The organism is Thermosinus carboxydivorans Nor1 (assembly GCF_000169155.1).
GTDB lineage: Bacteria > Bacillota > Negativicutes > Sporomusales > Thermosinaceae > Thermosinus > Thermosinus carboxydivorans.
Genome location: NZ_AAWL01000006.1, coordinates 1 through 21,166, shown reverse-complemented (window position 1 = coordinate 21,166; position 21,166 = coordinate 1). Strand labels below are relative to the sequence as shown.

At 51.9% G+C, this 21,166-nt stretch carries 24 protein-coding genes, 1 other RNA gene and 1 riboswitch; all 25 genes read left to right on the top strand.

Annotation, left to right across the window (positions count from 1 at the left end; translation table 11 throughout):
- Positions 1 to 76: 76 nt before the first annotated feature.
- Positions 77 to 251, top strand: a riboswitch (cobalamin riboswitch).
- A gap of 86 nt (positions 252 to 337) precedes the next feature.
- On the top strand, positions 338 to 1,438 hold the full coding sequence (gene cbiD / locus TCARDRAFT_RS05870) for a cobalt-precorrin-5B (C(1))-methyltransferase CbiD (RefSeq protein ID WP_007289090.1): 1,101 nt from the start codon (positions 338 to 340) through the stop codon (positions 1,436 to 1,438).
- Positions 1,423 to 2,049, top strand: coding sequence for a precorrin-6y C5,15-methyltransferase (decarboxylating) subunit CbiE (gene cbiE, locus TCARDRAFT_RS05865; protein WP_007289089.1), 627 nt, complete (start codon positions 1,423 to 1,425; stop codon positions 2,047 to 2,049). The genes cbiD and cbiE overlap by 16 nt, the downstream gene beginning before the upstream one ends.
- Positions 2,046 to 2,648: a precorrin-6Y C5,15-methyltransferase (decarboxylating) subunit CbiT gene (gene cbiT / locus TCARDRAFT_RS05860; RefSeq protein ID WP_007289088.1), complete on the top strand. Its 603-nt coding sequence runs from the start codon at positions 2,046 to 2,048 to the stop codon at positions 2,646 to 2,648. The genes cbiE and cbiT overlap by 4 nt, the downstream gene beginning before the upstream one ends.
- On the top strand, positions 2,632 to 3,399 hold the full coding sequence (gene cobI / locus TCARDRAFT_RS05855) for a precorrin-2 C(20)-methyltransferase (protein ID WP_007289087.1): 768 nt from the start codon (positions 2,632 to 2,634) through the stop codon (positions 3,397 to 3,399). The genes cbiT and cobI overlap by 17 nt, the downstream gene beginning before the upstream one ends.
- Positions 3,400 to 4,155: a precorrin-4 C(11)-methyltransferase gene (gene cobM / locus TCARDRAFT_RS05850; protein WP_007289086.1), complete on the top strand. Its 756-nt coding sequence runs from the start codon at positions 3,400 to 3,402 to the stop codon at positions 4,153 to 4,155.
- The gene (locus tag TCARDRAFT_RS05845; protein WP_007289085.1) at positions 4,152 to 5,225 is read left to right on the top strand and encodes a cobalt-precorrin 5A hydrolase; all 1,074 of its coding nucleotides are present in this window, start codon (positions 4,152 to 4,154) and stop codon (positions 5,223 to 5,225) included. Before cobM ends, TCARDRAFT_RS05845 begins: the two co-directional genes overlap by 4 nt.
- Positions 5,226 to 5,245: 20 nt before the next feature.
- Complete coding sequence (gene cobJ / locus TCARDRAFT_RS05840; RefSeq protein WP_040683110.1) at positions 5,246 to 5,935, top strand: precorrin-3B C(17)-methyltransferase; 690 nt, start codon at positions 5,246 to 5,248, stop codon at positions 5,933 to 5,935.
- The gene (gene cobK / locus TCARDRAFT_RS05835) at positions 5,932 to 6,693 is read left to right on the top strand and encodes a precorrin-6A reductase (RefSeq protein WP_007289083.1); all 762 of its coding nucleotides are present in this window, start codon (positions 5,932 to 5,934) and stop codon (positions 6,691 to 6,693) included. The genes cobJ and cobK overlap by 4 nt, the downstream gene beginning before the upstream one ends.
- On the top strand, positions 6,690 to 7,070 hold the full coding sequence (locus TCARDRAFT_RS05830) for a sirohydrochlorin chelatase (RefSeq protein WP_007289082.1): 381 nt from the start codon (positions 6,690 to 6,692) through the stop codon (positions 7,068 to 7,070). Before cobK ends, TCARDRAFT_RS05830 begins: the two co-directional genes overlap by 4 nt.
- A complete protein-coding gene (locus TCARDRAFT_RS05825) occupies positions 7,070 to 7,696 on the top strand; it encodes a precorrin-8X methylmutase (protein ID WP_040683127.1) in 627 nt (208 codons plus the stop codon). The genes TCARDRAFT_RS05830 and TCARDRAFT_RS05825 overlap by 1 nt, the downstream gene beginning before the upstream one ends.
- Positions 7,693 to 8,280 (top strand): cob(I)yrinic acid a,c-diamide adenosyltransferase, encoded by a 588-nt coding sequence (locus tag TCARDRAFT_RS05820; protein ID WP_007289080.1) that lies wholly within the window; start codon positions 7,693 to 7,695, stop codon positions 8,278 to 8,280. The genes TCARDRAFT_RS05825 and TCARDRAFT_RS05820 overlap by 4 nt, the downstream gene beginning before the upstream one ends.
- Before the next feature lie 11 nt (positions 8,281 to 8,291).
- Complete coding sequence (locus TCARDRAFT_RS05815) at positions 8,292 to 9,680, top strand: cobyrinate a,c-diamide synthase (RefSeq protein ID WP_007289079.1); 1,389 nt, start codon at positions 8,292 to 8,294, stop codon at positions 9,678 to 9,680.
- On the top strand, positions 9,670 to 10,239 hold the full coding sequence (gene cobU / locus TCARDRAFT_RS05810; protein ID WP_007289078.1) for a bifunctional adenosylcobinamide kinase/adenosylcobinamide-phosphate guanylyltransferase: 570 nt from the start codon (positions 9,670 to 9,672) through the stop codon (positions 10,237 to 10,239). Before TCARDRAFT_RS05815 ends, cobU begins: the two co-directional genes overlap by 11 nt.
- Positions 10,240 to 11,760 carry a cobyric acid synthase gene (locus TCARDRAFT_RS05805; RefSeq protein ID WP_007289077.1) on the top strand — a complete coding sequence of 507 codons (1,521 nt, stop codon included), beginning with the start codon at positions 10,240 to 10,242 and terminating at the stop codon, positions 11,758 to 11,760.
- On the top strand, positions 11,760 to 12,713 hold the full coding sequence (gene cbiB / locus TCARDRAFT_RS05800; RefSeq protein WP_007289076.1) for an adenosylcobinamide-phosphate synthase CbiB: 954 nt from the start codon (positions 11,760 to 11,762) through the stop codon (positions 12,711 to 12,713). Before TCARDRAFT_RS05805 ends, cbiB begins: the two co-directional genes overlap by 1 nt.
- Positions 12,714 to 12,734: 21 nt before the next feature.
- Positions 12,735 to 13,796: a nicotinate-nucleotide--dimethylbenzimidazole phosphoribosyltransferase gene (cobT, locus tag TCARDRAFT_RS05795; RefSeq protein ID WP_007289075.1), complete on the top strand. Its 1,062-nt coding sequence runs from the start codon at positions 12,735 to 12,737 to the stop codon at positions 13,794 to 13,796.
- Complete coding sequence (cobS, locus tag TCARDRAFT_RS05790; RefSeq protein WP_040683107.1) at positions 13,796 to 14,539, top strand: adenosylcobinamide-GDP ribazoletransferase; 744 nt, start codon at positions 13,796 to 13,798, stop codon at positions 14,537 to 14,539. The genes cobT (TCARDRAFT_RS05795) and cobS overlap by 1 nt, the downstream gene beginning before the upstream one ends.
- A gap of 2 nt (positions 14,540 to 14,541) precedes the next feature.
- A complete protein-coding gene (cobT, locus tag TCARDRAFT_RS05785; protein ID WP_007289073.1) occupies positions 14,542 to 15,615 on the top strand; it encodes a nicotinate-nucleotide--dimethylbenzimidazole phosphoribosyltransferase in 1,074 nt (357 codons plus the stop codon).
- Positions 15,616 to 15,649: 34 nt separating this feature from the next.
- Positions 15,650 to 16,519: a GHMP family kinase ATP-binding protein gene (locus TCARDRAFT_RS05780; protein ID WP_007289072.1), complete on the top strand. Its 870-nt coding sequence runs from the start codon at positions 15,650 to 15,652 to the stop codon at positions 16,517 to 16,519.
- Positions 16,520 to 16,522: 3 nt separating this feature from the next.
- Positions 16,523 to 17,626: a threonine-phosphate decarboxylase CobD gene (gene cobD / locus TCARDRAFT_RS05775; RefSeq protein ID WP_007289071.1), complete on the top strand. Its 1,104-nt coding sequence runs from the start codon at positions 16,523 to 16,525 to the stop codon at positions 17,624 to 17,626.
- Positions 17,619 to 18,230: an alpha-ribazole phosphatase gene (gene cobC, locus TCARDRAFT_RS05770; protein WP_007289070.1), complete on the top strand. Its 612-nt coding sequence runs from the start codon at positions 17,619 to 17,621 to the stop codon at positions 18,228 to 18,230. Before cobD ends, cobC begins: the two co-directional genes overlap by 8 nt.
- 513 nt (positions 18,231 to 18,743) lie before the next feature.
- A non-coding RNA gene (gene ssrS / locus TCARDRAFT_RS14915) (6S RNA) lies at positions 18,744 to 18,921 on the top strand.
- A 237-nt stretch (positions 18,922 to 19,158) separates the two neighbouring features.
- A complete protein-coding gene (locus tag TCARDRAFT_RS05765; protein WP_007289069.1) occupies positions 19,159 to 19,551 on the top strand; it encodes a CoA-binding protein in 393 nt (130 codons plus the stop codon).
- A gap of 29 nt (positions 19,552 to 19,580) precedes the next feature.
- Positions 19,581 to 19,904: a thioredoxin gene (trxA, locus tag TCARDRAFT_RS05760; protein ID WP_007289068.1), complete on the top strand. Its 324-nt coding sequence runs from the start codon at positions 19,581 to 19,583 to the stop codon at positions 19,902 to 19,904.
- 112 nt (positions 19,905 to 20,016) lie between these two features.
- Positions 20,017 to 21,166, top strand: a 1,150-nt coding sequence (locus tag TCARDRAFT_RS05755) for a FeoB small GTPase domain-containing protein (RefSeq protein WP_040683106.1), incomplete at its 3' end; no start/stop codon positions are given.

Below are 21,166 nucleotides of genomic sequence, written 5' to 3'. Positions count from 1 at the left end.
GGTTCTGCGCAATATAAGAAGGAATAAAGTTATAAGGGTGGAATATAAGAACATAATAATGGCATATTAGCAAATTCATATGGCAAAGGGAATAGGTGCCTTGCGGCTTAATAGGGAAGTCCGGTGAAAAACCGGCACGGTCCCGCCACTGTAATGGGGAGTCTGGCTGCGTTATGCCACTGGAGCAATCTGGGAAGGTGCGGCTAGCAATGAACCAGAGTCAGGAGACCTGCCTATTCTAACACACACCGTTATGACCTACGGAAGATAGGCAGGTGGGTAATGTAAGCACGTCTGTTTGTTTATAGTTACCTCCTGCCTGCAGGAGGTTTTTTTATTGGCGCAACAATTACGTTCGGGCATTACGACAGGGGCCTGTGCGGCAGCGGCGGCCAAAGCGGCCGTATTAGCCTGGCGCGGCATGTTTCCGGAGACTGTCGAGGTAATATCGCCGCAAGGCCGGGTTATTACGGTGCCGGTGGCAGAAGCGGCGGCCGCCGCCGAAGGGGGAAGGGCCTCGGTAGTAAAAGATGCAGGCGATGATCCGGATATTACGAATGGGGTCACGATTTGGGCGAGCGTTAAAATCGACCCTTCTTTATCGGAGATTGTCCTCCAGGCCGGTGAAGGCGTAGGAATAGTTACTAAACCAGGTTTGGCCGTACCGGTTGGACAGCCGGCGATTAATCCGGGACCGCGCACCATGATTATCCGGGCGGTGCGGGATGTATTGCCTGAGTGCGGCGCGGTTGTCACTATTTCTGTTCCGGGCGGAGAACAATTAGCAGCCCGGACGCTTAATCCCTATCTGGGGGTTGTGGGCGGTCTTTCGATCATTGGCACAACCGGTATTGTTGAACCTATGTCCGAGGAGGCTTTCAAAAATTCACTTACGCCCCAAATTAGCGTAGTAAAGGCGTTAGGCTATGACAGTATTGTTTTCGTTCCCGGCAAAATGGGGCAGGAATATGCCGTCAAACGCTATGGTCTCCCGGGTGATGCGGTAGTACAGACCAGCAACTTTATCGGTCACATGCTGGAAAGTGCGGTGAGTCATGGCTTAAAACAGGTATTGCTCATTGGTCACCTCGGTAAGATCGTTAAAGTGGCGGCCGGTATCTTTCATACCCACAACCGGGTAGCCGATGGGCGGCTGGAGACCATTGCCGCCTATTTGGCGGCAGGCGGGGCGCCGGTTTCGGTAATCAGGGAAATTCTCGCTTGCAATACGGCCGAAGCGGCTGTTACCATCATTGAAAACGGAGGTTTTACGTCCGTGTATCAGGTGCTCGCCGAACGGGCTAGTACCCGCGCCCAGCGATACGTTTTCGGCGAATTAACAGTGGGAACGGTAATTCTTACACTGAAAGGCGAAATGCTGGGGTTAGACAATAACGCACGCAAGATAGGAGGCGATTTAGGGTGGAATATAAAATAATTGTCGTTGGTATCGGCCCGGGATCGCCCGACTATTTGCCACCGGTGGCCAAAAGAACCATTGACAGCGCCAAAGTAGTGGTGGGGAGCAGGCGGGCGCTGGCCGCTTTTGCGCCGCCAACGGCCCGGACATGGATAATTGATAAGGATGTTGAAGGGACAATCGCCTATATCCGCACCGAGCTTGACCGGTGCGATGTCGTCGTGATGGTGTCGGGTGACCCTGGGTTTTATAGTTTGCTCGCGGTACTGCGCCAGGTTTTTGGCGCGGAAAGATTAACAGTAATTCCCGGTATTAGCTCGGTTCAACTGGCCTTTGCTAAAATAGCCGATATTTGGCAAGATGCCATTTTAACTAGCTTGCATGGACGGCAGGCGCCTGCCGAAACATTGCGCTACACTCCTGGCAAAAAATTGGGGATTTTGACCGATGCGGAGCATAGTCCCGCTTATATTGCGAGTTTGCTAACTGACCTCGGTTGGCCGGCGACGGCGACGGTACATCTGTGTGCGAATTTGTCTTATGAGGATGAAAAAATCGTCAGGCTTAGCCTGGCAGAAGCAAAGCTAATCACAGGTTTTACCCACTGTGTAATGGTGGTGGCGGCGTGAAGCGTTATTTTCCAGGCATTGCCGACGAAGAGTTTATTCGGGGCGATGTGCCCATGACCAAGCAGGAAGTTCGCATTGTTGCCTTGGCAAAAGCGAAAATTGCCAGCGGCAATACGGTTATTGACATCGGGGCAGGTACAGGTTCCCTGAGTGTGGAAGCGGCCTTTCAAGTTAAAGAAGGGCGGGTATTCGCGATTGAACGGGATGGGAATGGTGTTGACTTAATCAGGCAAAATGCCCGCCGCTTCGGGCGGGAGAATATTACGGTTATTCAGGGAAACGCCCCTGAGGCTATGGCTGGACTGCCGCTGGCCGATGTTATATTTGTCGGTGGCAGCGGCGGTAATCTGCCGGCAATACTACAGCGGTGCGACTGTTTGCTGCGGCCGGGCGGGCGGATGGTTATCATGGCTGTGACTGTCGAAACGCTCTACAGCGCCCTTCACTTTTTGCGCGAAAAACCAGATTATGCAACCGAAGCCTGTGGGGTGCAGGTTACGCGTATCCGTTCTGCAGGAGCTGCCAATATGTTTCAAGCGCTAAATCCCGTCTATATTATTGCGGGAACAAAAGGAGGAGACCATGAACTTACGAACTAGTTCTTCGGAGGTTTACAGGCCAACGGTTTCAACCGCTAAACAACGGGGCAAACTTTTTGGTATCGGGGTGGGGCCGGGAGCGCCTGATCTGCTCACTCTCCGGGCAATAGAAATTTTAAAATCTATTAATGTTGTATGCATTCCCCGTTCTAAGGCAGATAACGATAGTCTCGCCTTAACGGTCGCCGGCAAATATATACCGGCCACGGCGGAAATTATGGAAGTGGCCACGCCGATGACGCGGGACCGGCAAGTGCTCGAAGCCGAATGGCGGCGCGGAGCGGAAAAAATTGCCGCAAAGCTGAATGAAGGTTTGAACGTAGCTTTTATAACGATCGGGGATGCCATGCTGTTCAGTACATATACATATTTGCTTAAAAAGGTATGCCAGTTATTGCCTGACATTGAGGTCGAGAGTGTACCTGGCATTACCTCCTTTGCTGCTGCCGCGGCGCACTTAAATACCGCATTAGCCGAGGGAAATGAAAAGCTGGCCATAATACCGGCTGTCGACGATCCAGGGCAATTACGGGAAGTTTTACGGCTTTTTCCTAATGCTGTATTGATGAAAGTGGCCGGCCAGTATAACGAAATCGTGGACGTGCTGACAGATATGGGACTTAAGGACAGTGCCGTTTATATCAGTCGGCTGGGTTATCCCGACCAGTTTGTTACTGATGACCTGGATAGCATGAGACAGAAAAAACGGGATTATTTATCTTTAATTCTGGTGAAGCAGGGAGGCTTTTAAATGAAGGTTTATATTATCGGCGCCGGGCCGGGTGATCCGGAACTCATTACCGTTAAGGGTCGCCGGTTGCTTGCCGAGGCTGATGTTATTATCTACGCCGGTTCCTTAGTAAACCCTGCCCTGCTGCAGTATGCGAAAGCGGGAGCCCAAATTCATAATAGCGCATCCATGACTTTGGACGAAGTCATCACAGTCATGGAAGAGGCGGTAGCGATGGGGAAGAAAGTAGTGCGGCTTCACACGGGCGATCCGAGTATCTATGGTGCCATTCAAGAACAGATGGACGTACTGGCGGCAAAAGGCATCGAGTATGAAGTAGTGCCTGGTGTGAGCTCCTTCCTGGCAGTAGCGGCCGCTTTAAAACGGGAGTATACGCTGCCCGAAGTTAGCCAAACAGTGATTATTACCCGGCTGGAAGGGAGAACACCGGTGCCGGCCAAGGAAAAATTGGCGAGTCTCGCCAGTCATAATGCAACCATGTGCATTTTTTTGAGTGTTCATATGTTGGAAGCGGTAGTGGCCGAACTTATCGCCGGCGGGTATCCGCCAGATACGCCAGTAGCGGTAGTGCAAAAAGCATCCTGGCCCGATGAGAAGATTTTGCGGGGAACGCTGGCTACGATTGCTTCAATTGCGGCGGAGGCAGGAGTTGACCGTACGGCCATGATTGTGGTCGGAAAATGCCTTGATGGCAAGTACGCTTTGTCCCGTCTCTATTCGCCTGACTTTGGGCATATGTTCCGGGAGGCAAAATGAAACTTGCAATTATATCTGTAACGAACAAAGGTGCTTTTCTCGCTGAAAGGTTGGCTAACGCCTTGGGGCGGCCCGTTGACGTCTATGCAAAAGCTGGCCGCAATCCGCAGGGGATTCCGCAGGTTTATGACTGTCTGCGCGACCTTGTAGATAAGGTTTTTCACCAGTATGACGGGTTGATTTTTATTATGGCTACCGGGATTGTCGTCCGCGTGCTGGCCCCCCATATCCACGATAAGCGGTTTGATCCGGCGGTTGTCGTAGTCGACGAAGCTGGCGAACACGCCATCAGTTTACTGTCAGGCCATATCGGCGGCGCCAATGATCTTGCCAGGTTAGTAGCCAATGCTATCGGTGCCAGACCGGTCATTACCACCGCGACTGATGTGTCCAATCTGCCTGCCGCCGATATCTTGGCCGTAAAACTGGATTTAACCATTGAACCTTTTGATCAGCTTAAACATATCAATGCGGCAATTGTCAATGGCAAACAAGTAGCCTTTTTTATCGACCAGACCCTTGCCAATGCCAGCCATTATATCCACTTGGCGGCAGAGATGGGGGTAGTCTTGCGCAACATGGGGGAACTGGTTTATACCGATAAATATGACGCGGCCGTAGTCATTACCGACAAGGAGCTTTATATGGTAAAGCCCCATGTCTATCTCCGGCCGGCGACGCTGGCGGTAGGCATTGGCTGCCGTAGGGGAACGACCAGTGCCGAAATTTTGACGGCCCTCGGCGACGCCTGCCGTAAAATCGGCCGGAGCATGAAAAGCATTGCGGTTATTGCCAGCTCAGTTGTCAAGCAGGATGAGGTCGGCCTGCTCGCGGCCGTGCAGCAGCTTGAGGTACCTTATGAATTTTTTACCAACGAACAATTGCAGCAGTGCATCGATAAACACAGGTTGGAAACATCAAGATTTGTAGAAGAAAAGATTGGAGTGGGGAATGTATGCGAACCGGCGGCGCTGTGCGGGGGTCAGACGCAAACGCTTTTATTGCCCAAAACGGTATATCCCAATGTAACAGTGGCCATCGCCGAGGTCAAATATCGGTGGTGGGAATAGGACCCGGTCATCTTAGCGACATGAGTCCGCGGGCGCGGGAAGCCCTGGTGGCGGCTGAGGTGGTAGTAGGCTATGACACATATTTAGAACTTGTCCGGGAACTTTTAGCGGACAAAGAGGTTATCGGTACGGGGATGATGCGGGAAATAGAACGGTGCCAGGTCGCCGTCGATCAGGCGATTGCCGGTAAACGGGTAGCGGTTGTATCCAGCGGTGACCCGGGAATTTACGGCATGGCCGGGCTGGTGCTGGAACTGGCGCTGAAAGCGCCGGCCGATGTGCGGCCTGCCGTCGACATTATTCCCGGTATTAGCGCTGTAGGGGCAGCGGCAGCTCTCTTGGGCGCGCCGCTCATGCATGATTTCGCGGTTATTAGCTTAAGCGACTTGCTAACTCCTTGGGAAGTCATTCGTAAACGGACGGAAATGGCCGCTGCCGGCGATTTTGTTATTGCCCTTTATAACCCGAAAAGTACGCGGCGGGTCAGCCAAATTGAGGAAGTGCGGGAAATTGTTCTTCGTCACCGGCCGGCTGCCACCCCTGTTGGCATTGTTCATCATGCTTCCCGTCCGAAGGAAAAAGTAGTTTTGTCCACGTTAGCTGATTTTACCAAAGAGTTCATTGACATGTTTTCGCTGGTGATCATTGGGAACAGCCAGACTTATGTAAAGGATGGCCGGATGATTACACCCCGGGGGTACCGGCTGTGATTTTGGTTCTTGCCGGAACACAAGACGGGCGGGAGCTGGCTGCGCTACTGGAGCGCGCTGGGTTTTCCGTGCTTGTGTCAGTAGTGAGCGGCTATGGCCGGGATTTGGCCCAGCAAACGGGCTTGTTTGTGCATACCGGTCCGCTGGATAGGGATGGATTGTATAACTTGATTCGTACTCGCGCGATAAAGCTAGTAGTTGATGCCAGCCATCCCTATGCCGCCGGTGCGTCCGAAAACGCCATCGCCGCCTGTCAACGCGCTGGTGTTCCTTACCTGCGTTATGAACGGCCTGGTACGCCGCTGCCGCGCTACGAAAGACTGTACGTTGCGGATAATGCGGCAGCAGCGGCGCGAATGGCGGCTCAATTGGGACGAACAATTTTTCTCACTGTTGGTAGCCGGGCGTTGGCGTTATTCAAACAGGAACCGTTGCTCCGTAGTCACCGGCTTGTTGCCCGCGTGCTGCCTGACCCTACTGTCATGGCCGAATGCTTGCAGCTTGGTTTTAGTCCGCGTGATATTATTGCAATGCAGGGGCCTTTTTCCCACGAACTCAATGTCGCCATGTTTCGCGACTGTGGTGCAGAGGTCGTCGTTACCAAAAACAGTGGCGCGATCGGCGGCACGGATACCAAGTTTTCCGCGGCAATGGAGCTTGGATTGTCGCTGGTGGTTATCGACCGGCCGCGTATTGATTATGGCCGTAAGGCATCATCGCCGGCAGAGGTTTTAGATTATCTACGGGAGGAATTATGATGAATATAGGGATTGTGGTGCTTGGCCATGGTAGTCGCGCCAGTGTGGGCGAGGCCAACCAAGTGGTTTTTCAGGTTACAGATATGGTAAAAGCGCGGGCAGGTCATGACTTAGTGGAAACGGCAATCATGAACCGCAAGTCCGGACTGCAGGACCTCCCCGGGGCGGTAAGGAAGTTAATAGCGCGGGGGGCGCGACGGGTGATTATTGTACCTATGTTTTTTGCTAACGGTATGCATATTCAAAGCGATATTCCCGAGGAAATCAATGCTCTCAAACAGGAGTTCCCCGATGTAGCAATAACTATGACGCCGCATATCGGCGCCGACCCCCGTATTGCTGATATTTTAATGGAGCGTGTGCAGGAGGTCTTATGATTGAATTTTTGACTGACCCAATAGCCATTGAGTCTCGCAGTATGGATATTATCGCTCCGTATCTTCGCGATTTGAACTTGTCGCCCCAGGAAATCAAGTTGTTTTCACGGATTATCCACGCGGCGGGCGATCCCGATTATGCTCGTATTATCCGGATTCACCCTGAGGCCATTCATGCCGGCTGTACGGCCTTAAAAGCAGGATGCCACATTTTTACCGACGTCGAAATGGTGCGTACCGGCATCAACAAGCGCAAGTTGGCAGAGTATGGGGGCGAAGCGCATTGTCTTGTCGCCGACAATGAAATTGCCCGCCTAGCGAAAACGCAGGGCATCACCCGCGCGATGGCGGCCATTCGCGCCTTTGGCCAGCGGCTTAATGGCGCCATTGTCGCCATCGGTAACGCGCCAACCGCGTTGTTTGAAATTTTTCGTTTAATGGAACAGCAGGAGATTAGACCGGCTTTGATTATCGGCGTACCCGTTGGGTTTGTCGGTGCCGCTGAAGCGAAGGAGCTTTTAATAGCCAAGTCCCCTGTCCCGTATATTACGGTTATCGGCAACAAAGGCGGCAGTCCTATAGCCGCGGCGGCCGTTAATGCACTTCTTTACATGTTGGATGCATGATGGGTATTGCACTGCAAAAGGGAAAAGTCTACGTTTATACTGGCGATGGCAAAGGCAAGACCACTGCTGCTTTGGGCATGGGTCTGCGCGCGGCAGGTAACGGTGAACGCGTTGTCATGGTCCAGTTTCTAAAGGGTACGGGATATACGGGGGAGTTATTCGCTGCGCCCAATTTTGACGGGCGGTTTATTCTCCGCCAATTCGGGTTCGGTTGCCCAGATGCAGTCGAAATTCGCATGGGTATAAAGGTGTGCTGCAAATGCGGTCGCTGCTTCCGGGAAAACCGTAACCCTGTCCACGGCTTTGTCGACCGCGCCTTTGAATATGCGGCAGACGTTATTACCGCTGGTGCCGCCGATATGGTCATATTGGATGAAATTAGTCATGCCGTGAACCGCGGCCTGCTGCCGGTCGCTAAAGTAATAAAGCTGATCAGTCTGCGGCCGGAAAAGATGAAGCTTGTTTTGACAGGAAGAAAGATGCCGGCAGAAATACTAAATCTTGCCGATAGCATAACAATTTGCCAAGCCGTTAAACACCCCATGGCGCAGGGCATCGACGCCAGGCGCGGCGTGGAATATTAGGGGGATCGTGCATGACTTATTTTCAAATACCGCGGCTTGTCATTGCCGGCACGCATAGCGGGGTCGGCAAGACGACAATTGTGACCGGTCTGCTGGCGGCGCTGGCCCGGCGCGGTCTTAATGTTCAATCTTATAAGGTCGGTCCCGATTATATTGACCCTGGCTATCACGCACTGGCCAGCGGGAAGCGGGCGCATAACCTTGATACATGGCTGATGCCACCGGAGGAAATGGTTCGCCTGTTTGTAAAGACGGCAAGCGGTTGCGAGCTGGCCCTTATCGAAGGGGTTATGGGGCTGTATGACGGCGGCCGAGGTGGGGTCAGCAGTACGGCGGCCATTGCCAAAAGGCTCGATGCTCCGGTAATACTGGTTATTGACGCCAAATCTATGGGCGAAAGCGCTGCCGCCATTGCGCTCGGTTATAAACTGTATGACCAAGATATCCGGTTGGCCGGGGTAATTGTCAATCGCCTTGGCTCGGAAACGCACCGCACCATGGTGGCCGAAGCATTTTCGCGTCTGGGTATTCCTTTGCTCGGCGCTGTTTTTCGCGATAACCGGCTGTCGACGCCGCAGCGGCATCTCGGGTTAACACCGGTAACTGAGCACGACGCGCGGAAAACGGTCGACGTTATGGCGGACCGGATGGCTGAACAAATCGCAGTTGATGAATTGATCAATCTGGCTAAGCAGGCTCCGCCCCTGGTCGCGCCATTGGATAATTATCGTTGCGACAGGGGACAGGTACGGATCGGCGTGGCCCAGGATGAGGCATTTTCCTTTTACTATCCGGAAAGTTTAGAGGTTTTGACTGCGCAGGGAGCGGAACTGGTAGAGTTCAGCCCGCTATATGACCAATTTTTACCGCCCGTCGACGGACTAGTCCTAGGCGGTGGTTTCCCAGAAATGTTTTTGGAGCGGCTTGCGGCCAACCGCCCGATGCGTGATGCTATTTTCCGGGCTGGTAAAGACGGCATGCCCATTTATGCCGAGTGTGGCGGTTTGATGTATTTATGTAGACAAATTTCCGGGTTTGGTGGTCAAGCCTTTGATATGGTGGGATTAATTCCAGCCGTGTGCGAAATGCAGTCAAACCTGCAAACGGTTGGATACGTGGAGACAAGGGCGCTCCACGATACTGTATTATGTTTGGCCGGTGAGAAGCTGCGGGGCCATGAATTCCACTTTTCCCGCATGGTTCCCGACGACCACACGGGTTTTCCCTGGGCTTTCGAATTTACGAAAGTACGCACGGGTACAACCTACCGCGGGGGTTTTGCGACAGATAATATCCTGGCTTCTTACCTGCATATTCATTTTGCCGGCAATAGGTTGGCGGCCGGAAGGTTCATCGAACGGTGCATTAAGTTTAAAGGACGTGACAGACATGCGAAGTAAAATTGTGCTGGTTACCGGCGGCGCCCGCAGCGGCAAAAGTACTTTTGCCGAACAGTACGCCGCCGCGGCGGGCGGACCGGTGGCCTATATTGCGACCGCGCAAGTCGGTGATGAAGAAATGCGGCTAAGGGTAGAACTTCATCAGCGTCGCCGGCCGGCCGAATGGCTTACGATCGAAGCCCCTGCCGATGCGGACCGGGCAATTGCTCAGGCCGCCCAAACGGCTAAGGTAGTGCTATTTGATTGTCTGACGCTTTATACCAGCAATCTGCTTTTGGCCGCCGCGACATTGACCGAGCCGGCCGAGCGCCACCGGTACATTATCGACGCCATTGATAAACTGATTGCGGCAGCGCAGGCCAGTCAAGCGACCGTAATTTTTGTTACCAATGAAGTGGGCATGGGGATAGTGCCAGATAATGCTCTTGCCCGTGAGTACCGCGATGTAGCCGGTAAGGTCAACCAACGGGTGGCCGCGGCCGCTGACGAAGTATACCTGGTAGTTAGCGGCTTAGCGGTAGATATTAAACAGTTGGCCCTTAGGACAGGGGGAAGGTAAATGGCTAAAACGATTATGCTGCAGGGAACGGGTTCGCATGTTGGGAAAAGCATCCTGACTACCGCTTTATGCCGTATCTTCCGCCAGGATGCTATGCGTGTTGTGCCCTTTAAGGCCCAGAATATGGCCCTTAATTCGTATGTAACAAAAACAGGCGGTGAAATGGGACGGGCCCAGGTGGTCCAAGCCGAGGCGGCGGGTCTTGAGCCTGTAGTAGAAATGAATCCGGTACTGCTAAAACCGACCGGCAACGCGTGTTCTCAGGTAATTGTTCTTGGTCGGCCGGTCGGAACTATGTCGGCAAAGGAGTATCATTCCGGGTACAGCACGCAGGCACTGCAGGTAATTAAGGAGTGTTTACGCAAGCTTCATGCCGAGTACGACGTTATCGTCATTGAGGGGGCGGGCAGTCCTGCGGAAGTTAATCTCAAGGCCAATGATATTGTCAATATGCGTATTGCTAAACTTGCGCCGGCGCCGGTACTTTTGGTAGCTGATATTGACAGGGGAGGGGCTTTGGCGTCGGTAGTCGGTACCCTGGAACTGTTGGAACCGGATGAGCGCGATTTGGTCAAAGGTATTATTATCAATAAGTTCCGCGGCGATATAAGCCTCTTGCAGCCGGCGCTGGATTTTTTGGAACAAAAGACAGGCAAGCCGGTGGTTGGTGTAGTACCTTATCTTGAACACTTGGGAATCGACGACGAAGATTCGGTTTCCCTTGATGATAAACGGCCGGACGGCAGGGGTGAGGTTGAAATCGCTGTACTTCGCCTGCCGAAGATTTCCAATTTCACCGATTTTGATGCCTTGGCGAGTGAAGCGGGTGTTACCGTCCGCTATGTGCGACAGGGTGAGCCGCTTGGCAAGCCGGATCTTATTGTACTGCCGGGCAGCAAAAATACCACCGAGGATCTGTTGTATCTGCGCCGCAGTGGCTATGACCGGGAAATCCTTCGGCTGGTAGACGCAGGCACACCGATTGTCGGTATTTGCGGCGGTTATCAGATGCTGGGACGGGAAATTCGCGACCCATACCGCACCGAATCGGATAATGAGCGGGTGGACGGACTGCGCCTGCTTGATACCGTCACGACTTTTGCCCCGGAAAAAATTACCCATCAGGTAACGGCGCGCTGCATTAGCCATGGCTTTTTGGGCTTGGGACATGACGAAACCGACCTGCAGGGCTATGAAATCCATATGGGCCGTACGGAGTTTACGGGCCCGGTCCAGCCGGCCTTTATCATTACCAGCCGTTCCGGAAAGCCCTGCTATCATGCTGACGGTGTGGTACGGTCTGACGGTCTGGTTATGGGAACCTACATTCATGGTATTTTCGATAATGACAAATACCGCCGGGCCGTGGTTAACGCACTGCGGGTGCGAAAAGGTTTGGCCCCACTGGCGACGGTCACCGATATTCAGGCAAAGAAGCAGGCCAATTACGATCGTTTGGCTGAGGTTGTCCGCAATAGTTTAAACATGGAACTTTTGTATCATATCATGGGTGTCCGGTGATGTTGAGCGGATTGGATAAATTTTTGCCGTTAATTGCAGTCGGCGTTGATGCCTTTATCGGCGATCCCCGCTTCCGATTTCATCCCGTGGTATTAATTGGCAAGCTGATTGTCAGTCTGGAGAAGGGACTTCGGCGCTCGCAGCATGCGCCCTTTACGCAAAAGCTGGCCGGGGCTGTTTTGGTAGTGAGCGTGCTTGCCATTGTTTATGGGATAACCTGGCTGATTATGAAAGTTTTGCAGGCGTGGCATCCGGTAGCGGCGCTAGCCGGGGGAGCGTTGTTATTGTCGTTTGCCATATCGCCCCGCAGTCTGGCCGAGGCTGGTCAGGAGATTTACGGCTACCTGGTGACGGGTGATTTGGCGCAGGCCCGTTTCAAGGTTGGCTGGATTGTCGGGCGGGATACCGACAAACTGGATGAAGCTGAAATAACCAGGGCAACGGTAGAAACGATTTCAGAGAATATTGTCGACGGCGTCGTTTCCCCCTTGTTTTACGCTGCTATCGGCGGAGTACCGCTCGCTTTTCTGTATCGAGCGGTGAATACGCTCGACTCGATGGTAGGTTATAAGAACGAAAAATATCGTAATTTCGGCATGGTTGCCGCGCGAACAGACGATGTGTTTAATTACCTGCCGGCACGCCTGACAGGTATTTTTATCATTATTGCCGCGTGGCTGCTGCGGTTTGACGCATGGGGGGCTGCTAAGACTATTTGGCGCGACGCGGCCAAACACCCCAGCCCGAACAGTGGCATAGCTGAGGCAGGTGCGGCTGGGGCTCTGGGAATTCGGTTGGGCGGGTTAAACTACTATGGCGGTATTCCTTCCTTCCGACCCTACATGGGGGAGGCGAAAAGCCCTTTGGCGCCTTGTCACATAAAACAAACGATACGGATAATGTATTTGGTTACGTTTTTAACGGTGATTTTTTTGTTGTTGGTTATATGGTAATACCGAGGAGGTTAATACGAATTGGAACTATTACAGCAAACCATTCATAACATTCCTCCCGTAGATCACCAAGCTGCTGCTGCGGTAAAACGCCGCTACGACAGTCTGACCAAGCCGCAAGGCAGCCTTGGCGAGTTGGAAACGCTCGTGGCCAACTATGCCGGCATGACGGGCGAACCGCTGCCGTCAATTCCCCGTAAGGCCATGGTCTTGATGGCAGGAGACCACGGCGTCGCCGTTCACGGCATAAGCGCCTATCCCCAGGAAGTAACCGTACAAATGGTTTATAACTATTTGTCAGGGGGAGCAGGAGCCAATGTGCTCGCTCGTCACGCCGGCGCCGATATGTTTATTGTTGACGTGGGAGTTCGCGTGGATCTTAAAGAACACCCCCGTCTTATCAACCGTAAGATTGCCTATGGTACCGAAGACTTCACCCGGGGGCCGGCAATGAGCCGCGAGCAGGCCGTGAAAGGCCTTGAGGTAGGAATCGAAATTGCCAACATGTGTATCGACCAAGGGTATGGGCTTTTTGCGCTGGCGGAAATGGGAATTGGCAATACTACGGCCACGGCGGCTATTGCCAGCGTTTTTACCGGTCTGCCGCCCGAGCTCGCAGTGGGGCGCGGTTCAGGCATTGGCGACGGCCGGTTGAAAGTTAAACTACAAGCCGTGCAGCAAGCCTTGAAGGTTAACAAGCCAAATCGTGACGATGCTCTGGATGTTCTCAGTAAACTTGGGGGCTACGATATTGCCGGTCTGGCCGGCGTTATTCTCGGAGGAGCCGCTCGGCGGGTACCTACCGTTGTGGATGGCGTTATTGCTACAGGAGCGGCCCTTATCGCTGCCAGCTTAGCGCCCGCAGCGAGAAACTATATGATTGGCTCGCACCTTTCCGCAGAACCTGCTCATGGCAAGATGCTTGAAGTTTTAGGCCTTCGGGCGGTGCTTGATATGGGGATGCGGTTAGGTGAAGGGACTGGGGCTTGTCTAGCCATGACACTACTTGACGCTGGCATCAAACTTCTCCGGGATATGGCTACTTTTGAGGAGGCCGGCGTTGCAACAGCCGAACCAAAATGATGAGTGACTTTTTTATCGCCCTCCAGTTTTTGACCCGGCTGCATATTGTTCGGCAAAATACATGGTCGCCGGAAGAATTCGGCAGCAGCGTTAAGTATTTTCCTTTAGTCGGAGCGGTTATCGGCAGTATGCTTGCCGTGCTTGACAGTGTTGTTAATGCCTATTTGCCGGCTCATGTTTGGACCGCAATGTTGGTCGTTATCGGTCTTGTTCTGACCGGCGGGCTGCATGGCGACGGATTTATGGACACTTTTGACGGCCTTTTTTCCGGCAGGACGCCTCAGCGAATGCTTGAAATTATGAAAGACAGCCGGGTCGGGGCCAACGGTGTTATGGCCTTTGGCGCGCTGCTGCTGCTGAAATGGTCGATGCTGCTGGATATCGACGCCTATTCCCGGCCCATAGCGCTTTTTATCGCCCCTGTTATCGGCCGCATGGCCATGGTAATCGGTATTACTATTTTTCCTTACGCCCGGCCGGAAGGAATAGGCAAGGCTTTTGCCCAATACGCCGGGAAAAGGGCTTTGTATATAGCCACTGTCTTTACCCTGCTTTTGATTATCCCGTTCGGTCGGGCCGCCGTTTTTAGCCTGGTGGCAGGACTTGTTTTCGCTGTACTGTTTGGCCGCTATGTCACCCGGATAATTGGCGGTCTTACCGGCGATATCTACGGGGCTATAACAGAAATGACCGAAGCTTTGACCCTTTTTGTCTTTATAATATGTATAGAAATGGAGTTATAGCCATGGAAAGAATAAACGCTACAATTGCCAAAATAGAGCCTTTGGATAACGATGTCATGACCAGGGTTCAACTCCGGTTGGATAACTTGACTAAACCGTTGGGGAGCCTAGCCGCCCTCGAAGAAAGGGCTAAGCAGCTAGCTGGAGCGCTGCGCCAAGAACGACCGCCACTACCCAAAAAAGCGGTCATATTGATGGCGGCCGACCATGGGGTTGCTGCTGAAGGGGTTAGTCTTTATCCACAGGAAGTAACGGAACAGATGATTTATAATTTTATAAAAGGTGGGGCCGCGATTAATGTGCTGGCACGCCACGCCAACGCCGAACTCGTGTTAGTTGACGTTGGCGTCCGAGCTAATTTGCCCGCTGATTTGCCCATCCAACACCGCAAAGTAGCGGCAGGAACCGCTAACATGCGCTTTGGGCCGGCCATGAGTCAGGAACAGGTCGTTCAAGCGCTTCATGTCGGCCTGGATGTGGCCAACGCCGTTATCGACAAGGGGGTTCAGGTTATCGCCCTTGGCGAAATGGGAATTGGCAATACGACGGCCAGTTCGGCTTTAACGAGCGTTTTAACCGGTAGAGCCCCCAATGAGGTAGTCGGCATGGGTACGGGGATTAGTTCAAAACTGTTGATGCATAAGATTAAAGTAGTAGAGGAAGCTATCGCGGTCAACCGGCCGGACCCTAAGAATGTTTATGATGTTTTGGCAAAGGTGGGCGGGCTGGAGATTGTCGCCTTGACTGGCGTAATTTTGGCAGCGGCCGCACGGCGAGTGCTGGTAGTACTTGATGGGTTCATTTCATCTGCTGCGGCGCTTGCGGCTTATCGTCTCACCAGCCGTGTTCAGCCCTATCTGGTTGCAGCTCACCTATCGGCCGAACCAGGTCACAAAGTTATTTTAGAACATTTGAACCTTAAGCCCATGCTAAAACTCAGTATGCGGCTTGGCGAAGGTACAGGCGCTGCCCTCGGGTTAACGCTAGTGGACGCCGGCGTTAAGGTTCTCAATGAAATGGCGACCTTTGACGAGGCGCGCGTGGCCTATGCCTTACAAGATTTGCCGGTAACATGACTGAACTAATATAAAAAGTGGGCGAAGAGACGCTATGGGTGTAAAAGTTAGAGCCCCCGGTACCTGCGGGGAACTGGTCCAAGGCACGATCGACGGGGTAAATTTCCTAATCACTTGTCCGGTAGATCTCTATTCAGAAGTGGAAATTACTTGCGACGGCCGGTCGCACCAGAATGCCGGGAACAAGACACTGACCGCCGTGCGGAAAACGCTCGAGTTTCTTGGCCATGGCGATGTTAGGGTAAGAGTCAGGGTACGTTCTGATCTTCCCATTGGCAAGGGAATGGCTTCGAGCAGCGCCGACATTAGCGCCGCCTGTCAGGCTGCCGCCTTATTTGCCGGCAGGAGCTTGACTCCTGATCAAATTGCTGATATTGCGCTCAGTATTGAACCAACGGACGGCCTTTTCTATCCGGGTATTATGATGATGGATCATGTCTACGGTCGCATCCGCCGTTTTCTGGGCATGCCGCCAGCGCTTTTCATTGCTGTTTTCGACGTGGGTGGAGAAGTAGATACCGAGTATTTTAATCGGCGCAGTGATCTGGCTATTTTAAATGCTGCCAAGGAAAAACAGGTACGGCAGGCCTTGGATTTAGTCCGGCGTGGCTTGGAGACGGGTGATAGTTCTCTTATTGGACAGGGGGCAACCATTAGTGCCATAGCCAACCAAGCCATTCTTTATAAGCCTTGTCTCGAAACAATCGTTGAAATAACTGCGCGTTTTGGCGCGGTGGGGGTAAATGTCGCGCATAGCGGCACTGTCCTTGGCGTCCTGTTTCCGGCAGACAGGAAAGCGGCCATTGGCCCTTGCGTGAATGCTGTTCTGGCAGCGTGTCCGAGTATAACTTTCTTTAGAACGGTTCGGCTTATTGCCGGTGGCCTTACGATTGTGAGGGATTAGTATATGGTACAGGAAGGTTACTATGAACATGGGGGGAATATTTATGCAGCCGCCCGCCTAATGGGCGAAAAAGTGGGACAATTTCTTGATTTCAGCGCCAATATTAACCCCTTTGGTCTGCCGGTTAGCGTGCGGAAGAGTTTATTGGACGGCATCGACGATGTTGTGAACTACCCCGATGCAGAAGCATGGGCGTTAAAGGAAGCCATTAGCCGGCATTACGGCGTTCCTATCGAGGAAATTACGGTTGGGAATGGGGCGGTGGAACTGCTCTATGTGCTTTGCCATGCCGTTCGTCCCCAACGGGTGATGGTTGCAGCGCCTACGTTCAGTGAATACGAACGAGCGGCTCGCGCGGCAAAAGCCGATGTCTGCTATCTACCGCTTTCACCGGATGAAGGATTCGCCCTTCCGGTAGCCAATATTATTTCCGCCCTCCCGTTTATTGATATGGTCTTTGTCGGGAATCCCAACAACCCGACCGGGACGGTGCTGACGGCGGCTGAACTGGAACCGCTGCTTTACGCCGCAGCCAAAAAAAATGTTGCGGTCGTTGTCGACGAGTCTTTCATTGATTTTCTTTTTAATGATGACATATATACCTGTCGCACTTTGCTCGCTCGCTACCCTAATTTGGTTGTTCTTCACTCGCTTACTAAGTTTTATGCTATCCCAGGGCTCCGGTTGGGGTTTGCGCTGACTGCTCCCCGGTTGGCTGCTATCATGCATGCCAGCAAAGATCCATGGAACGTCAATGCCTTGGCCCAGGCCGCCGGTGTCGCCGCCCTGCAGGATAAAGAGTACCGCAGTAAGAGCCGCCAATATGTAGCTGCCGCCAAGAAGGCTTTATACGATGGGCTGGCCCAAATACCCGGACTGAAGCCCTTTCCGCCGGCAGTCAATTTTATTCTTGTCGACGTGGCCGGAACGGGGATGACGGCGGCTGCGTTGCGGAAAGCTATGATGGAGGAGCATGTATTAATTCGCGATTGCAGCAACTATCCCGGTTTGACGCCTTATTATGTACGTGTGGCCGTGAGAAAAGAGGAAGAAAATAACCAGCTGCTGCGAATTCTGGCGACAGTATGCGGGGGACGGAATGACTAAGGTTATATTGGTTCGCCATGGCCAAACGAGATGGAATCTGGAACAAAAATATCAGGGACATACGGACATCGAATTGACGGAATTGGGAATCAGGCAAGCGCAACTGGTGGCCGAACGCTTGGCGAGTGAGAACGTTGCCGCCGTATTTGCCAGCGACTTAAGCCGGGCGTACAAAACGGCCGAATTTATCGCTGCCAAACATGGCTTGCCCGTGGTTAGCGTACCAGCGCTGCGGGAAATACGTTTCGGCGCGTGGGAAGGGCTGACCTATGACGGCATCAATAGCCAGTGGCCGGATATTATGAAAAAACTATATACCCACCCGGACGATGTGGTAATTCCGGGTGGGGAGACATTTCGGGAACTTAAGGCTCGTGCCGAGGGGGCTATCGAACGTATTGTAAGTGAACATCCCAACCAGACGATTGTAGTTGTATCCCATGGCGGCACAATACGTACCCTTTTGTGCGCCGCTTTAAATATACATCTTAATTATGTATGGAATATCCGGCAGGATAATACTGCGGTGAATATCATTGAGTATTACCGCGATCGTGCTGTTGTCACCTTGGTGAATGATGTACATCACCTAAAAGGACTCTAGTTTCCGTCCCGGGACGAAAATATAGGTGGCCTTGGCGCTTTACGGCAGCAGGGTTTTATTACAGAAAAGGAGTATATAAAATCATAGTACACAGTAGTAACCCGCGGGGGTTGAAAGAGCATGTTCCAAAACATTAGTCATACAGTCCAGACTTTTTTTCAGGGTTATATTGAAGCCGGTGCGCCGTTAGCCTTTTTTTACGCCTTATTATGGATACCATCCCTCATCTTATTATTAGGATTGCACTACTATGGGACTCAGAACCAACTGCCGCCTAAATGGAGGATCCTCAAAATTATCTGCCTTTGTATTGTTCTGTCTGCTCCGGTGGGTTTCGCGCTAGCCGCTCAATCCTTGCGTTCTTGTGCTAGATAGGATTAGCGGCTATACAAGAGCATAAAAAAGCTTTACCGGCTTAATTTAATTTAGTTTATTGAGAACAGCCTTAATTCTTATTGATCGGACTTGAGCGCGGTCATTGTCTCATGGTATTATACATCCTGCTGATACGGAATATGCCTGGGATGTTCGTTAGCCTTGAGTTATGTTCAACCTACGGAATGACATCGGGAATCCGATGGCGTGTGGCTGCCAAGCCTCCTTTGAGTGGAAGGCAAAAGCACGTCTTAGGATGCCCACCTGCGAGAAGCGGGTTTCGAACATATTAAGGTGACGGCATCGCGGGCTAATTTACATATAGATGAACTGAAGCGGAAGTCATCCGTTTCAGTTTTTTGCTTTTTAGGGCTAAGTCTAAGTGTTATTAAGCATGCGATTAAGCATGCGGGTTTCATTTTAGTCCGGTAAATGCACGGGGATATGGGGATGGTTGTAAATAAACCATAAAGCTGTATATTAAGACGCGAGTTGACTCACAATAGCAAGAGGAATATAATGTAAATAAAATTTACGGACAAGGAGGTAAATAATGAAACTTATAGATGATTTTCTCAAATTAAAAACATGGGCCGTAGTCGGAGCGACGAATAATCGGGACAAGTTTGGTTTTAAAATTTTTCGCTTCTTGCGTGAGGCAGGGTATAAAGTGTATGCGGTAAACCCCGGCATTGCGGAAATTGAGGGCGAAAAATGCTATCCGACGCTCAGCGACCTTCCTGAAAAGCCAGATGTCGTAGACATTGTCGTACCTCCGCGCGTAGGGGAGCAGATTATGCATGAATGCGCCAAACTAAATATTAAAAATGTGTGGCTGCAGCCAGGGGCTGATGCCGAACAAGTAATCCGTACAGCGGAAACCTTAGGTCTTAATGTTGTCCATCATGCTTGCGTTATGGTTGAAATTCGCAACCGTAAAGCATAAACTAAATTGTAACCGAAGGGAGAATTAAGATGGCGAATGTTGTGAACGTCAATGAGACTAATTTCCAAGAAGAGGTGCTAGACTCATCCAAACCGGTCTTGGTCGATTTTTGGGCTCCCTGGTGCGGGTTCTGTACTAAATTATCGCCGGTATTCGATGAGTTGGCCAACGAAATGGGCGACAAGGTGAAGCTGGTCAAAGTCAATGTCGACGAAAACCGGTCTTTGGCGCAAAAGTACGGTGTGATGAGCCTGCCGACCATGATCTTGTTTAAAAATGGCGAGCCTGGCGAAAAACTGATCGGCTTCATGCCTAAACAGGCCATTGCTGCCAAGATATCACCGCTGGTATAGTTTAAAGGTGCATCGGGTTTTCCTGATGCGCCTTTTTAATTTAAGTGCGATTCATAATTGGCTTCCTCCGTGAATAGGAAATATCGTAGTAACTGGAAAGCGGAGGAAAAGCATGACGCAGCGTGTGGAGAAAAAAGCGGTGCTGGTGGGTGCGCCGAACGTAGGTAAAAGTGTTTTATTCAACAATTTCACTGGTGTGTATGTCACTGTTTCGAATTATCCAGGTACAACCGTTGATATCAGCCGGGGAATGGGAAGGTTTGACGGCAATACTTGGGAAATCATTGATACACCGGGACTGTACTCCCTTATTCCTATAACGGAGGAAGAGCAAGTTACCCGGCGGCTGCTAATTAGTGAGCGTCCTGATGTAGTCATTCATGTCATCGACGCTAAAAATATCAGGCGAATGCTCAATATGACGCTCCAATTGCTAGAGGCAGGTCTGCCGGTGATTTTGGACCTAAACATTATGGACGAAGCTGAACGCGACGGCGTTTATATAAAGCGCAGCCTGCTGGCGGAGAAACTGGGCATTCCTGTCATTGCTACGTCGGCCGTTTACCAACTGGGACTAAAAGAATTAAAAATAGCGGTTAGCCGCTACCAATATCGACAGCCCTTATTGCCCAAGTTTAGCCGGGCAATTGAGGAAGCCCTCGAACGCATCGCCGGCATGTTGATGCAGGATTACGGCATGAATAAACGAATGGCGGCACTACTAATGCTGCAGAATGATCCGGAGATGCAGAAAAAACTTCAGGAAGAGCCCCGGTTTGCATCAATTCGTGAAATTATTTGCGATTTGGCATCACGGTATCCGGACGGACTGGAGTATGCTCTGGCAGCCGAGCGGCAAGCCCAGGTCGACGAAATTTTGGCAGGTATCGTTCGGTACGGTCCAAACCGGCAGATGAGATTAGCCGACCGTATCGATAATTATGTCCGTCAACCTTTGACCGGCCTACCGTTACTGTGTCTAGTGCTGTATTTGGGGTTATACCAGTTTGTCGGTCGTTTTGGTGCAGGTTTTTTGGTCGACTGTCTGGATAAGCGGCTTTTTGCAGACTTAATAAATCCTATGGTGGAGAGGGCGGTTTTCGCTTATTTGCCCGAGGAATGGATGCGATCCCTAATCCTCGGGGATTATGGCCTTTTTACCCTCGGCGTCCGCTATGCTGTGGTCATCATCCTGCCAATTGTTGGTACTTTTTTCCTGGCTTTCGCGCTTCTTGAAGATTGTGGGTATTTGCCGCGACTGG